The organism is Alteromonas sp. MmMcT2-5 (genome assembly GCF_022348315.1).
Lineage (GTDB): Bacteria > Pseudomonadota > Gammaproteobacteria > Enterobacterales > Alteromonadaceae > Alteromonas > Alteromonas macleodii.
Genome location: NZ_JAKRFB010000016.1, coordinates 22,849 through 36,725 on the forward strand (window position 1 = coordinate 22,849; position 13,877 = coordinate 36,725).

Sequence of the window (13,877 nt, forward strand, 5' to 3'; positions counted from 1 at the left end):
CGGGCTAATTCCTACTGCTTGTGTTGTTCAATAAGTTCGATGAAGTGGTCGAATAACGGTGCCGCTTCATGAGGACCTGGGCTGGCTTCAGGGTGACCCTGGAAGCTGAACGCAGGCTTGTCGGTGCGGTGAATACCCTGCAGCGACTTGTCGAACAACGAAATGTGAGTTACTTCTAGGTTATCTGGCAAGCTAGACTCATCAACTGCAAAACCGTGGTTTTGGCTAGTGATCATAACTACATTGCGCTTAAGGTCTTTAACCGGGTGGTTTGCACCGTGGTGACCAAACTTCATCTTCACTGTCTTCGCACCACTTGCGATAGCAAGTAGCTGGTGACCAAGACAAATACCAAATACAGGCGTACCGGTTTCGACGATAGTTTTGATTGCGGTTACTGCGTAGTCACATGGCTCTGGGTCGCCTGGGCCATTTGACAAAAATACACCATCAGGATTCATGGCTAGTACGTCTTCAGCAGGCGTTTGCGCTGGTACTAACGTAACTTTACAACCGCGGTCAGCTAGCATGCGAAGAATATTATTTTTTACACCGTAGTCAAAAGCAACAACGTGATATTTGAACTCGCTTGGTGTTACATAACCTTTACCAAGTTCCCAACTGCCTTCTGTCCATGTTTTTGGCTCAGTAATACTTACTACCTTTGCCAAATCCATGCCTTTAAGGCCAGGGAAAGCTTTTGCTTGCGCTAGTGCGCTAGACTCGTCTAATTCATCAGAGCAAATAATGCAGCCGTTTTGTGCACCTTTGTCTCGCAAGATACGCGTTAAGCGACGTGTATCAATGTCGGCAATACCCACAACGCCTTTCGCTTTAAGGTATTCAGACAAAGTTTGCTGTTGACGAAAGTTACTAGCAACAAGAGGTAGGTCACGGATGATTAGACCTTTCGACCAGATTTTATCTGCTTCGACGTCTTCTTCGTTAGTGCCGGTGTTGCCAATGTGTGGATAAGTAAGGGTGATGAGTTGTTCAGCGTAGGATGGGTCGGTGAGAATTTCTTGATAGCCGGTCATGGAAGTATTAAAAACGACTTCCCCAACGGCGGAGCCTGTAGCGCCTATCGCCGTACCTTTAAAAACAGAACCATCCTCTAACACCAAAAGGGCAGAATTAGCCAAGTCAACCTCCAGATTAAGGATAACTATGTGTTTGTGCAGTTTTCTGCACAAACCCCACAAAAAACGGGAGTTATTGATAACAATACATCCCGTTTTACGATCTTTGCAGCTAATAAAACCGCACTCTTCAGCCATTTTGGCGGCCTCAGAATACGAAATTCTGGCAAATTCCGGCGAGTATACATCACTGACCGAAAATGGCAAATTTATTTGTAATAATTTACTAAAATACCGCTTATACCACCATTTTTGCGCAGAACCACCGAAAGTACGGCTTATTGCTCATTTAAAGTGCAACTTTAGTTTAACACTTTGATAACGCCCTCAAGCTCGCCTGCTAATTTAGCTACAGCATACTGGCATAAAAACGCCTATAGCTTTAAATCCAGTACATCAACCATGGAGTATAGACCAGGTTCTTTTCCATACAACCACTTTGCTGCATGCACTGCACCTTTCGCAAAAGTAAGTCGACTTGATGCCTTGTGCGTAATCTCCAGGCGCTCACCAATATCTGCAAATAAGGCTGTGTGTTCACCGACAATGTCTCCGGCTCGAATTGTTGCGAAGCCAATAGTACCTTGGTCGCGTTCAGGCTCTTTTCCTTCTCTGCCGTATACAGCGCAGGTTTTTAAATCACGGCCCAATTCGTCGGCAATGGCTTCACCAATGGCCATGGCTGTACCAGAAGGCGCGTCTTGTTTAAATCTGTGATGTGCTTCTGTTATTTCGATGTCAGCCGTTTCACCCAGCACACTTGCAGCTTGTCGAACTAGGGAAAGCATTAAATTTACGCCCACACTGTAATTAGCCGCAAATACGATAGGTATATGCTTTGCTGCTTCGTCGAGTGCCGCTAACTGTGAATCGTTTAATCCAGTAGTTCCAATAACAACAGGCATTTTATTTTTAACGCACCACGTAAGATTACTTTCAATAACCGAAGGCAGGGTGAAATCGATCATTACATCTGCATCATTACCACTTAAATCTGATAGCGCAGTACAATCAACGTCTTTTTTGCCAATGCCCGCAAGTTCGCCCACATTTAGTCCAACCCAAGGTGAATCATCGCGTACCGTTGCCACGCTAAGTTGTGCATCGTCACTTAAATCTAGCGCTTCAACTAAAACCCGTCCCATACGCCCGTTGGCGCCAAATAATCCTACTTTCATTTTTTCGTTTTACACTTTTATAAACCTTCAACTGTGAGGCATTTTGCCAAATGCCGTCACTATTGCAATGTGAGATTCATATTAAATAGGCATAACAAGGAATCGGTAAGATTTAACTACTACCAATCTGCATAGTTCTTTGCCAAAACTTCAAGCTCGGATGTAAAAAAATTCAGTACACGATGCTTAGGACATGTTGAGCTTTACTGCGCATTTTTGATGCAAAGATCAACATGTCCTAATTGCAACACTAAGACAAACAGAGGTTTTCTGCCGTTGGGCCTACTTGTTTTATAGAGTAAGTTAAGCGACGCTATGGCAATTAACAGATGACCGAGTACTTATTCGTCACCGCTGAACGGCAAGTGTGGATAAGTCAGAATACAACCCAACTAAATTTACTATGCAAAAAACTCTTATATGGGATATTCCCACCCGGCTTTTTCACTGGCTTATTGTAGCGAGCCTTTTAGCGCAATATGCAACAGTTGAATGGCTTGAAAACAAAGTGCAATGGCACTTTTACATTGGGTACTTCACCTTATTCCTTATCGTTTTCCGCATAATCTGGGGATTTGTTGGTACGCAACACGCGAAGTTCAGTAGCTTTATTACTGGTCCCAGAAAGGTTTTCAATTATATAAAAACCTTATTTAATAGGCAGTCCGAACCCGCTATTGGCCACAACCCTTTAGGCGGATGGTTTGTCGTCGTTATGCTAGTGTTGCTTACCATACAAGCGGTATCGGGATTGTTCATGACCGATGATATTTTCTTAGACGGTCCCTATCGCCAGTTAGCCGGAGAAGAAACACTAGCGCTAATGAACACTCTGCATCACCTTGCCTTTGATGTGTTACTTTACGTTATCGCACTTCATATAGGCGCGGTAATATTTTACAGCGTGTATAAGAAGCAAAAATTGGTTCCTGCCATGGTGCATGGCAATAAGGAGTCAGCAACAGCAGGTATTACTGACTCGCGAATTCTTCGTGCTTTTGTTGTGGCGCTCATCGCCGCAGCAGCTGTATATGTGGCTATTGAAGTATACCCGCCAGCTCCACAGGCAGATGAATATTACTACTAGCTAAACAGCCGTGGGCTTGTTGACCAAGCCCTTCTCTCGCATGAGCGTCTCAATCTCACTTACGCTTGACGGATCATCGATGGTTGAGGGTACGGCAACAGATTCATTGGCTGCAATTTGACGCAGCAGTTTGCGGAGTATTTTACCTGAACGGGTTTTGGGTAAACGATTGACGACGATGGCTCGCTTAAAGCACGCCACTGGCCCGATTTTATCTCGAACCCGTTGAACCAAATCTTGCTCAAGTGCCTGTTCATCAACGGTAACGCCGTCTTTTAGCAGTACCAAGCCAACTGGCAATTGCCCTTTCAGTGCATCATGGATGCCTATTACACTACATTCAGCAATGGCAGGATGTCCTGCAAGCACTTCTTCCATTTCACCGGTAGATAACCGGTGCCCGGCAACGTTTATGACATCGTCGGTGCGACCCATTATAAATACGTAGCCATCTTCATCTACGTACCCGTTATCTCCGGTACTGTAATACCCTTCAAATTCTCGTAAATAGCCATCAACAAACCGTTGATGGTCTTGCCAAATCGTTGTCAAACAACCTGGGGGAAGCGGTAACTTGATAGCAATAGCGCCTTTTTCACCGGTTATTTGCTGTTCATCAGCTCCTTGCAATACCTTTACGTTAAACCCAGGTGTAGGCACGCTTGATGAACCGGGTTTCGTAGCCATTGGCTCAAGCCCCATCGGGTTTGAACAAATTGGCCAGCCAGTTTCGGTTTGCCACCAATGGTCGATAACAGGAACACCTACTTTCTCGCTCGCCCAGAAATATGTTGGTGGATCTAGACGTTCACCCGCCATAAATAAGGTACGCAAGCTCGACGTATTGTATTTAGATAAAAACTCAGCATCAGGGTCCGCTTTTCGTATCGCTCTAAATGCTGTTGGAGCTGCAAAAAGCACATTCACTTTGTGAGACTCTATCATACGCCAAAATGCACCGGCATCAGGAGTGCCAATGGGCTTTCCTTCGTACAGTACCGTCGTTGCGCCTTTTATGAGCGGGCCATAGACAATATATGAATGACCGACCACCCAACCAACATCCGATGCAGCCCAAAAAATATCGTTCTCACTAATACCGTAAATCGCGCCCATTGAATAATGAAGAGCAACCGCGTGCCCGCCATTATCTCGAACGACCCCCTTGGGTTTACCGGTTGTACCTGAAGTATAAAGAACATAAAGCGGGTCAGTTGCATCGACGGCAACAGGAGAAGCTGGCACGCTAGCTTCAACCAGAGAGAGCCAATCGTGGTCAGTTGCTTCATTTAACTCAGCAATTAACTGAGCGCGTTGATACAACACGCATGCCTGTGGTTTGTGCTCTGCTAATGATATTGCTTCATCAACAAGAGGTTTGTACGGTAGAACTTTATTGCCTTCAATGCCACATGACGCAGTAACAATAACTACCGGTTTTGCGTCATCTATTCGTACTGCAAGCTCATTTGCGGCAAAGCCACCAAACACCACAGAGTGCACAGCTCCCAAACGGGCGCAAGCAAGCATCGCGATCACTGCTTGCGGGATCATGGGCATGTAGATAATCACGCGGTCGCCTTTCGTCACACCCAAGCGAGATAAGCCGCCTGCGAACTCGGCAACACGGTTTAATAGCTCTTTGTAAGTAAAGTGCTGAGTGGTTTGTGTAACAGGTGAGTCATAAATAAGCGCGGTTTTATCGCCACGACCATTTTTTACGTGATGATCAAGTGCTAAATAGCTGGTGTTAAGCTGCCCTCCCCTAAACCAGTCGAAGTAATCATTATCTGTAGGTTGGCATCCTTTTTGAGGAGGTTGAAACCACGCTAGCTTTTGTGCTTGTTCTAACCAAAACTCATCGGGGTGCTGGGTCGAGGCAATATATTCATCTTTATAAGTCATAACCATGTCCTGAGTAGGGTTTATCTTCACCCTACGATAGTTACATGACATCTACTAATAAGACTTCAGGCGTAGATCGACTAACAAATTGATTTACATAAATTTAAACTTTATCTATCCATTTGATAACAAGAGGTGTCGAAGAGGTTGTTTCAACGCATACTTGAATAAGCCCTCGACTGCGTAAGGTTAACTACCTTCTTTATATTGCTTCTCACTAATTTTACTTTTCCAATCATCTACACTCATGGGTTTATCTAAGTAATATCCCTGAAATGCTCCGCAACCACATGCCTTAGCTTGATCTAATTGACCCGTTGTCTCTATTCCCTCAGCTACGGTATTTATGTGTAACGCTTTGGCCATGTTGCAAATACTTGTAACCAATAATGTTTTTTGCTGCGAGCCTTCCATCGCTTCGACAAATACCCTGTCTACTTTCAGTTCGGTAATTGGCAAATCTTGAAGATAATTTAAATTTGAGTCACCAAGACCAAAATCGTCGATAGACAAACTAAACCCTTGTTCCGCTAATTCTCTAACGCGACGTTGAATAACGCTCACCCCTCTTATCAATGCACCTTCAGTGAGCTCTAGAGTTAAATTTTTGTGTGACACTCGCCACTTATTTACTATTGCGACAAACTTACTCACAAAATCAGCTCGCGCTAAGTGCTTTGCACTGATATTAACAGACAACTTAGTGTTAATTTTCTTTGACTGGCATTCACTAAGTAACCCGCAGGCTTCGTTACACACCCAAAGCCCGAGTTCAGCAATAAAATCATTCTCTTCGGCAATAGGAATGAATTCAGAAGGGCTTACTGTACCCATATGAGGATGCTTCCACCTTAACAACACCTCTGAGCTTATAACGCTCTGCGTTGCATCGTATTGAGGTTGAAGCTCAATATATAACTCGTTGTTAGAAATAGCCCTGCTCAGAGAGTGTTTAATGTAATTGTACCGCTCGATATCAATTGCATTAACATGAAAATACTCGTGCTCCGACTTAAAAGTAGAAGTATTTTTTACCTCTCTTAAAGGTTTTCTCGACAATAGTTCTTTTATCTTTTTAAACGAAAAATGCTTTGTTGGAACCGTGCAACTTATGGTTTGCGTTTCAATATTTAAGAGGCTGTTGTGCAGGGTTATTGGCGCTAGCACGTGATCGTGGATAAGAATAGCGCAATCGTGTGCAGCATTTAGAGACTGTGCTTCTTCACTAAAATATTGATGAAGATGAATATAAAAAGCACCTCTCTCACATTTGAATATACTGGCTGAATTGCGCTTGTTAATTTCGAATATGCGAATGAAGCGACTGGCCAAAATTCTCAGAATATAATCTATCGTTGGCTCCCCAAACGCATTTTCGTATTCTTTTATGTTACAGATAGCAACGCGCATAAACATGGCAAATGGTTTAGATGACTTGTCGTCATGAGCTTTATCGCCAAGGTATCGCTCAAATTGGTGTAAGTTCGGAAGACCTGTCACCGTATCGATTAAAGCGAGTTGTTTGTAATGCTCAATTTCGTGGTTTTGATTAGTGATATCGCGCACTGAGGCGATAATTAATTGTTGATTATGTACAGAGCATTTCGACAAATTAACTTCACAGGCAATACGTTTACCATTTTTATGGCGAAGACATTCGTTTACCGAGCCATTTTCGCTACACCATGCTAAACCCGCTGGTATGTTTATGAAACAAGAAGGCGCATCGGTATTTTGCACCTTGGTTGATATTAATTTTATATCTTGGCCAATCAGCTCTTCGGGCTCAAAGCCTAATACAGAATAAACGCGTTCATTTGCAGTTAGAATAGTGCCATGTTCATCTATGCTTAACACCACGCTATCCACATTATTCAATAAACTGGTCAGATAATCTGTGTAGTTATGTTGTGAATCCGATAGACGCTGTATTTCCGTTTCATCCTGCACTGCGCCATAAAGCCGGGTTAATTTAATTCCGCTAGCATTTCCTCGCTGAACCTGTAAGAACACGGTTAGTTTTATACTTTTTCTGCGACCTTGCTTGTCGTGAAATTCAAAGTGCTTCACGAACTCTCTATCTTCTTTAAGCGCTTTAAAAACGCGCTGCTTTAAGTCTCTTCTATCACTCGAGGTAAGCATATCGAGCACTTCATTAATGCCGACGCTTTTTACACGAGGTAAGCCTAATAAGGCTTTCATCACCTCAGTCAGAGAAAGTACGCCTGTGAATCTGTCAATCTCCCACGCGCCCACTTTAGAAATTGAACTCACCTCTTCTAACAAGGCAAGCTGTTCGGATAACTTGTCTGAATAGGGATGACGCGCCAGCTCATATTGGTAACTAAGCTCTACTTTTTGGCGCGTAATATCTATCAATGTATGTTGTAGAGGGCTCAATACACTGTGGCGTACAAAAGTGAGAACAACACCCAATACTTCATTTTGCATATCTCGCACGGTAGCAACTACTACATAGCTATCAGCATAATGTTCGAGTGAAGGGGGAAAGATAAAATCTTTGCAAGGTATTGGAGCGCTCAAAGGTGTAAGCGGGAGCATGAGCAATACATGTGAAGGAAAAACAACACTCTCGGCTTCTAATGATAGGTGGTTTACGTCGCAAGATAATACCGTTGCTCTTCCATTGCTAGGGTTTACCGAGGCAAGTAATATACACAGAGCCTCTGTTTTCGTTCGACTTTCATTGAGCAACACAGAAATGTTTTGCTGTGTTGTGCGCATGGTTGACAACATGCGTTCACTGCGTAAATCCATCTAAGCAAACCTTTTGATATCTCTTCGAATTCAGCACAAACGATAGCAGCACGACAATAAAAGGATGAAAAGTTGTGTCGTGGTTTTAAGCGCGTTACAAGTTTTGCTGTTTCAGTTGTCTACGAGCTGTTTTATATTTTTTAAAAGCAGGACCTGCGAAGATTGGGGACCTAAACGCGTACCTTCAGTCGAAGAAAATTATCGCCAAGCCTGAGTGTTTAACATAGCCAAGAATTGTACAAATTTCCAGAAAAAACCCATTGAAACGTTTCGAACCCGCGGAAAGTTCTTATTATTACGAATTAACTATTTGAAATCCGGGATAGTACTTGCGAGCTCTTTTATCTGAACAGGATCTAACACTACTGAGCTTAGCGCGCTAGAAACAGTTTGCCGACATCGCTAAACGGAGATACTAATTCCGCCATTTTGGCCCGCTATTCATTGATATATTTTGCGGTACACGCAATCCGGGTATTGAAACGTAGTGTGTGGCGATGCCTGATGCTTATTACCTACAAAGCCCTGGACGAAAAAGTACACTGCTGTTTGAGGAAGGTTGCGAGTCTGCGCTTCAGCGCCATTCTCAATTTATCTATATGATTTAATTATAAAATACTAATTAACACATCGAAGTATTAATCGAGGTTTTGGGTCAGTAAAATGCAATAGGCACATTCTTACTGACCCGATATTAGAGCGCTTTCACGTGTTGAAAAACAAGCTTGGGCTAGTCCTTCTTATAGTCGTCATGGCATGATTTACAGCTTGCACCAATTTTACCGATTGCACCTCTGTACGCGCTTTCATCACCCGCTTTAACAGCTGCTTGAAGCCCTTGCGCTGCCGTTTTAAGTGCCATCACTTTCTTTTCTACATCTGAGAAATTTTCCCAAATTTCATCTTTTGCGCCAGTTTCAACGTCAAACTTACGGGTATCAACTGATAAATAATCGCCCATCATGTCAGCAAGTTGTTCTAGACGTACGGCATTTGTTTCCATAACGCTTTCGTCAAATGGTAGAGCACCTTTTGCCATGCCACCTAACGGTCCCATGTTACTGCGTACTAACTGAAAAACGGCCTGGCGATATTGTGTTGCAGCTCCCGCGTGTTTTTCTGACGTTGCTTCTGTCACGTCAGCAGCTAATACCGAGCCTGATAAGATTGCGCCTGCCGTGGCAGCGCTCAGTAGCAATTTACTTGAAAATTTCATGCCTGTTCCCTTGTTAGGTAAATATTATTCATTGGTCTCAAACGGGCTTTTAAGCCTTGTAATCAACAAGCTAAAAGTCCCGATACTTGGGTTATCGTGACGAATAGTCGGATGATGCGCAAGATTTTTAGCGGTAAAAGTAAGTAAAGAAAAGACTAACTCCCCCTTTCCTTCTTAAAGTGAGCACTTTCTATTACAAATACCAATCTGCATAGATAATTGGCCCCTCATAAGAGCGCGTTTAAATGCCTTTCAAAAATAAAAAAGCCCTCAACTGAGGGCTTTCAAATAAAGTATGTACTACTAAGCAATTAGTTCGTTAAATCGTCAAAGAACTTTTTAACGCCGTCAAAGAAGCCTTGCGCTTTCGGGCTATGCTTACTTGACGCTTTACCCATCGACTCTTCAAGCTCTTGAAGTAGTTCTTTTTGGCGAGATGATAAGTTTACTGGTGTTTCGACCACAACCTTACACATTAAGTCGCCCATGGCACCACTTCGCACTGATTTAACACCTTTACCACGTAGACGGAACATTCGGCCAGTCTGCGTTTCAGGGCTGATTTTCAGTTTTACTTTCCCATCTAGCGTTGGCACTTCTAGCTCGCCGCCAAGGGCTGCCGTAGTGAAGCTTAACGGTACTTCACAGTACAAATTGTTGCCATCGCGCTTAAAGATATCGTGCTCACGTACGTGGACCTGAACGTATAAATCACCTGGAGGTGCACCGTTCTCCCCAGCTTCACCTTCGCCTGATAGACGAATACGATCACCAGTATCTACGCCAGCTGGAATTTTAACGTTAAGGGTCTTGGTCTTTTCTTTACGACCGTGGCCATGACAGCTGTTACAAGGATCTTCAATGATCTTGCCTTTGCCCGAACACGTGGGGCAAGTCTGCTGAACAGCAAAGAAACCTTGGCGCATTTGAACTTGGCCATTGCCGTGACAGGTTGGACAGGTCTTAGGTGAAGAGCCTTTCTTCGCACCAGAACCATCGCAGACTTCACACTCGACCAAAGTTGGTACGCGAATATCTACGCTCTTGCCACGAACCGCTTCTTCAAGCGTTAGCTCTAAGTTGTAGCGAAGGTCTGAACCTTGACGTGCGCGAAATTGACGACCTCCTCGGCCACCGCCGAAGATATCACCAAATACATCACCAAAAATATCGCCGAAATCGGCACCACCACCGAAGCCACCGCCACCACGGTTAGGATCTACTCCCGCGTGGCCATATTGGTCGTATGCTGCACGTTTCTGCGAATCTGACAGAATTTCGTAGGCTTCCTGGATTTCTTTAAATTTATCTTCCAGGCCTTTATCGCCTTGCGTACGGTCAGGGTGATATTTCATCGCCAGCTTCTTATACGCCTTTTTAATTTCGCGTTCGCCTGCGCTTTTATCTACCCCGAGTACTTCGTAGTAGTCTCGTTTCGACATATCGTTTACATATCCTACTTTTTGTCGATAAGCATTTTATGCTCATCGAATCTACATCTGACTGTTGTGAAAATAACCTGAACACACATTCAATAAAGCCAAGTCATTTACACAACAAAGGCGCAACAAGAAATTCCTGCTGCGCCTGAACTGCTTACACGGCCCGCTAACATGCTAAGTAACGGGCCTGACACAACAGTTTACTTCTTGTCGTCGTCTTTCACTTCTTCGAATTCAGCGTCAACAACGTCATCGTCTGCTTTACCAGAAGATGCTTGCTGCTCTGCACCTTCTGCGCCACCGGCTGCAGCTTGCTGAGCTTGCGCCGCTTCCATCAGCTTGCTAGATGCTTGGATAAGCTCTTGCGTTTTCGCTTCGATGTCCGCTTTGTCTTCGCCTTTAACTGCAGTTTCAAGTGCTGAAAGTGCTTCTTCGATTGGCGCTTTGTCTTCTGCACTTAGTGCATCGCCAACTTCTTCAAGCTGTTTACGTGTGGCGTGAACCATACCGTCAGCTTGGTTACGCGCTTGAATCAGCTCTTCAAACTTCTTATCAGACTCTTTATTCGCTTCCGCGTCAGCTACCATTTTTTCTACTTCTTCATCGCTTAGGCCTGAAGAGGCTTTGATAGTGATCTTCTGCTCTTTACCTGTGTCTTTGTCTTTCGCAGACACGTGTAGGATACCGTCAGCATCAAGATCGAATGTTACTTCGATTTGCGGTACACCGCGTGCTGCTGGACGAATACCTTCTAGGTTGAACTGACCAAGAGACTTGTTGCCACTTGATTGCTTACGCTCACCCTGTAGTACGTGTACTGTTACCGCAGACTGGTTGTCTTCAGCAGTTGAGAACGTTTGCGACTTCTTCGTTGGAATTGTCGTGTTCTTCTCGATAAGCACAGTCATCACGCCACCCATAGTCTCGATACCTAGAGACAGAGGTGTAACGTCTAGAAGTAGTACGTCTTTAACGTCACCTGACAGTACGCCACCTTGAATTGCTGCGCCTACTGCAACTGCTTCGTCAGGGTTTACGTCTTTACGTGGCTCTTTGCCAAAGAATTCAGTCACGTACTTCTGTACTAGCGGCATACGAGTTTGACCACCAACTAGGATGATGTCGTTGATGTCGCCTACAGAAAGATCTGAATCAGCTAGTGCCTTCTTAAGCGGCTCAAGTGAATTCTTAACTAGGTCTTCAACCAAAGACTCAAGTTTTGCACGAGTAAGCTTAATAGCTAAGTGCTTAGGACCTGTTGCATCTGCAGTGATGTATGGCAGGTTAACTTCGGTCTGTTGAGAAGAAGAAAGCTCAATCTTCGCTTTTTCACCCGCTTCTTTAAGACGCTGCATAGCAAGCGGATCTTTACGAAGGTCGATGCCTTGGTCTTTCTTAAACTCTTCAACTAGGTAGTTGATAACACGGTTATCAAAGTCTTCACCACCAAGGTGAGTATCACCATTAGTTGCTAGTACTTCAAACGTGTGTTCGCCGTCTACTTCATCGATTTCGATGATAGAGATATCGAACGTACCACCACCTAAGTCGTATACTGCAACAACGTTGTCGCCTTGCTTTTTGTCCATGCCGTAGGCAAGAGCAGCAGCAGTTGGCTCGTTGATAATACGCTTAACTTCAAGACCAGCGATGCGACCCGCGTCTTTAGTTGCTTGACGCTGAGAATCGTTGAAGTAAGCAGGAACAGTGATAACTGCGCCAGTTACTTCTTCGCCAAGATAGTCTTCAGCGGTCTTCTTCATTTTCTTAAGTACTTCAGCAGAAACCTGAGGAGGCGCCATTTTTTCGCCTTTTGCTTCTACCCACGCATCACCGTTATCAGCACCTACTATTTTGAAAGGCATGATGTCGATGTCGCGCTGTACTTCTTTATCTTGGAAGCGACGACCAATTAGACGCTTAATTGCGAATAATGTGTTAGTCGGGTTAGTTACCGCCTGACGCTTTGCAGACTGACCAACTAATGTTTCACCATCGTTTGTGTAAGCGATGATTGAAGGGGTTGTACGATCGCCTTCCGCGTTTTCAATTACGCGAGGTTTGTCGCCGTCTAGAACTGCGACACATGAATTCGTTGTACCTAAATCGATACCAATGATTCTACCCATTTTGTGTCTCCGAATGATTTTCTTAATACTGTACTTTTAGTGGGGTTATTCCCCGTCTTTTCAATAGATGCCAGTAAAAAAACTGACATTTTTGTGTGTTTGTCGCAAAAAGCGTAACTTACGCTTGCGTATCCACACCGCCGCTTGGTGCACGCGATACCATAACCATGGCAGGGCGTAGCAAACGACCATTAATCTGATAACCTTTCTGCATCACAGCCATCACTGTATTTGGCTCGTGGTCTGCACTTTCTTGCATCGACATTGCCTGATGCAAATCAGGGTTAAAGGCTTCACCCTGCGGATCAATAAGGCTTAATCCAAATTTCTCAATAGTGCTTAAGAAAGTTTTGTGGGTCATTTCCACACCTTCTAAAAGCGGCTTAACTGCTTCATTGTCGCCATCGGTCATTTCGATCGCACGTTCTAGGTTATCGATAACCGGAAGCAATTCGCCAGCAAAGCGTTCAAGAGCAAATTTACGCGCCTTTTCTACTTCACCTTCTGCACGACGACGTGCATTGTCAGCGTCTGCGCGCGCGCGAAGCACGCCATCTTGCTGCTCTTTGATTGTGGCTTGCGCCTCAGAAAGTGCCGTTTCTAGCTCGTAAATGCGTTGTGCATTTTCATCAAGCTCTACGCCTTCTGCTTGTGACGCTTCTACTTGCGCTTCTTCAGCATTTTGTACAGTTTGATCAACTGTATTTTCTTGTTCTGCCTGCACGTCGCGATTATCGCTCATGCCTACCTCCAAACGTTTTTCTTAATTAGGCATTGCCCAATAACGTTAAAATTATTGGGAATAAGTCTGTTGCGCTTAGTTATGGGGCTAGATTTAAGGTGTTCAAGGGTATCCACAATATTTTTGTGGATGTAATGCTAAAAAATTTATAAGTAGGGAAATGAGACTAACGTACTCATGTCAATTCGCTAACGCCAAGCTCAACCTAGGTATATTCACTTCGGCTCAAATGCGGTGCATATCCCCCCGCCATTAAACCTA

The 13,877-nt window shown here is 44.2% G+C and carries 9 protein-coding genes; 1 reads left to right on the forward strand and 8 read right to left on the reverse strand.

Annotated features, from left to right (window positions below):
* Positions 1 to 11: 11 nt before the first annotated feature.
* Entirely contained in the window at positions 12 to 1,142 is a 1,131-nt protein-coding gene (gene carA, locus MHN09_RS08945) for a glutamine-hydrolyzing carbamoyl-phosphate synthase small subunit (RefSeq protein WP_014948979.1), read from the reverse strand.
* 371 nt (positions 1,143 to 1,513) lie between these two features.
* Positions 1,514 to 2,317 carry a 4-hydroxy-tetrahydrodipicolinate reductase gene (dapB, locus tag MHN09_RS08950; protein ID WP_014976121.1) on the reverse strand — a complete coding sequence of 268 codons (804 nt, stop codon included), beginning with the start codon at positions 2,315 to 2,317 and terminating at the stop codon, positions 1,514 to 1,516.
* A gap of 403 nt (positions 2,318 to 2,720) precedes the next feature.
* Here dapB and MHN09_RS08955 point away from each other — a divergent pair, with 403 nt between their 5' ends.
* Entirely contained in the window at positions 2,721 to 3,404 is a 684-nt protein-coding gene (locus tag MHN09_RS08955; RefSeq protein ID WP_044583832.1) for a cytochrome b/b6 domain-containing protein, read from the forward strand.
* Here MHN09_RS08955 and MHN09_RS08960 read toward each other — a convergent pair whose 3' ends face one another.
* From MHN09_RS08960 to grpE, 6 genes are all read right to left on the reverse strand, one after another.
* Positions 3,405 to 5,309, reverse strand: coding sequence for a propionyl-CoA synthetase (locus tag MHN09_RS08960; protein ID WP_239240266.1), 1,905 nt, complete (start codon positions 5,307 to 5,309; stop codon positions 3,405 to 3,407).
* A 189-nt stretch (positions 5,310 to 5,498) separates the two neighbouring features.
* The gene (locus MHN09_RS08965) at positions 5,499 to 8,087 is read right to left on the reverse strand and encodes a bifunctional diguanylate cyclase/phosphodiesterase (RefSeq protein ID WP_239240269.1); all 2,589 of its coding nucleotides are present in this window, start codon (positions 8,085 to 8,087) and stop codon (positions 5,499 to 5,501) included.
* A 730-nt stretch (positions 8,088 to 8,817) separates the two neighbouring features.
* Positions 8,818 to 9,303: a cytochrome c gene (locus MHN09_RS08970; protein ID WP_014948974.1), complete on the reverse strand. Its 486-nt coding sequence runs from the start codon at positions 9,301 to 9,303 to the stop codon at positions 8,818 to 8,820.
* A 311-nt stretch (positions 9,304 to 9,614) separates the two neighbouring features.
* Positions 9,615 to 10,745, reverse strand: coding sequence for a molecular chaperone DnaJ (dnaJ, locus tag MHN09_RS08975; protein ID WP_239240272.1), 1,131 nt, complete (start codon positions 10,743 to 10,745; stop codon positions 9,615 to 9,617).
* A 200-nt stretch (positions 10,746 to 10,945) separates the two neighbouring features.
* Positions 10,946 to 12,874 carry a molecular chaperone DnaK gene (gene dnaK, locus MHN09_RS08980; RefSeq protein WP_061094681.1) on the reverse strand — a complete coding sequence of 643 codons (1,929 nt, stop codon included), beginning with the start codon at positions 12,872 to 12,874 and terminating at the stop codon, positions 10,946 to 10,948.
* 118 nt (positions 12,875 to 12,992) lie between these two features.
* Positions 12,993 to 13,616 carry a nucleotide exchange factor GrpE gene (gene grpE, locus MHN09_RS08985; RefSeq protein ID WP_061485368.1) on the reverse strand — a complete coding sequence of 208 codons (624 nt, stop codon included), beginning with the start codon at positions 13,614 to 13,616 and terminating at the stop codon, positions 12,993 to 12,995.
* Positions 13,617 to 13,877 lie beyond the last annotated feature (261 nt).

What these genes read in the sequence shown, in the direction of transcription:
- MHN09_RS08965 (WP_239240269.1), bottom strand. Translation starts at nt 8,087, where the DNA reads ATGGATTTACGCAGTGAACGCATGTTGTCAACCATGCGCACAACACAG.
- dnaJ (WP_239240272.1), bottom strand. Translation starts at nt 10,745, where the DNA reads ATGTCGAAACGAGACTACTACGAAGTACTCGGGGTAGATAAAAGCGCA.
- grpE (WP_061485368.1), bottom strand. Translation starts at nt 13,616, where the DNA reads ATGAGCGATAATCGCGACGTGCAGGCAGAACAAGAAAATACAGTTGAT.
- MHN09_RS08960 (WP_239240266.1), bottom strand. Translation starts at nt 5,309, where the DNA reads ATGACTTATAAAGATGAATATATTGCCTCGACCCAGCACCCCGATGAG.
- MHN09_RS08970 (WP_014948974.1), bottom strand. Translation starts at nt 9,303, where the DNA reads ATGAAATTTTCAAGTAAATTGCTACTGAGCGCTGCCACGGCAGGCGCA.
- dapB (WP_014976121.1), bottom strand. Translation starts at nt 2,317, where the DNA reads ATGAAAGTAGGATTATTTGGCGCCAACGGGCGTATGGGACGGGTTTTA.
- dnaK (WP_061094681.1), bottom strand. Translation starts at nt 12,874, where the DNA reads ATGGGTAGAATCATTGGTATCGATTTAGGTACAACGAATTCATGTGTC.
- MHN09_RS08955 (WP_044583832.1), top strand. Translation starts at nt 2,721, where the DNA reads ATGCAAAAAACTCTTATATGGGATATTCCCACCCGGCTTTTTCACTGG.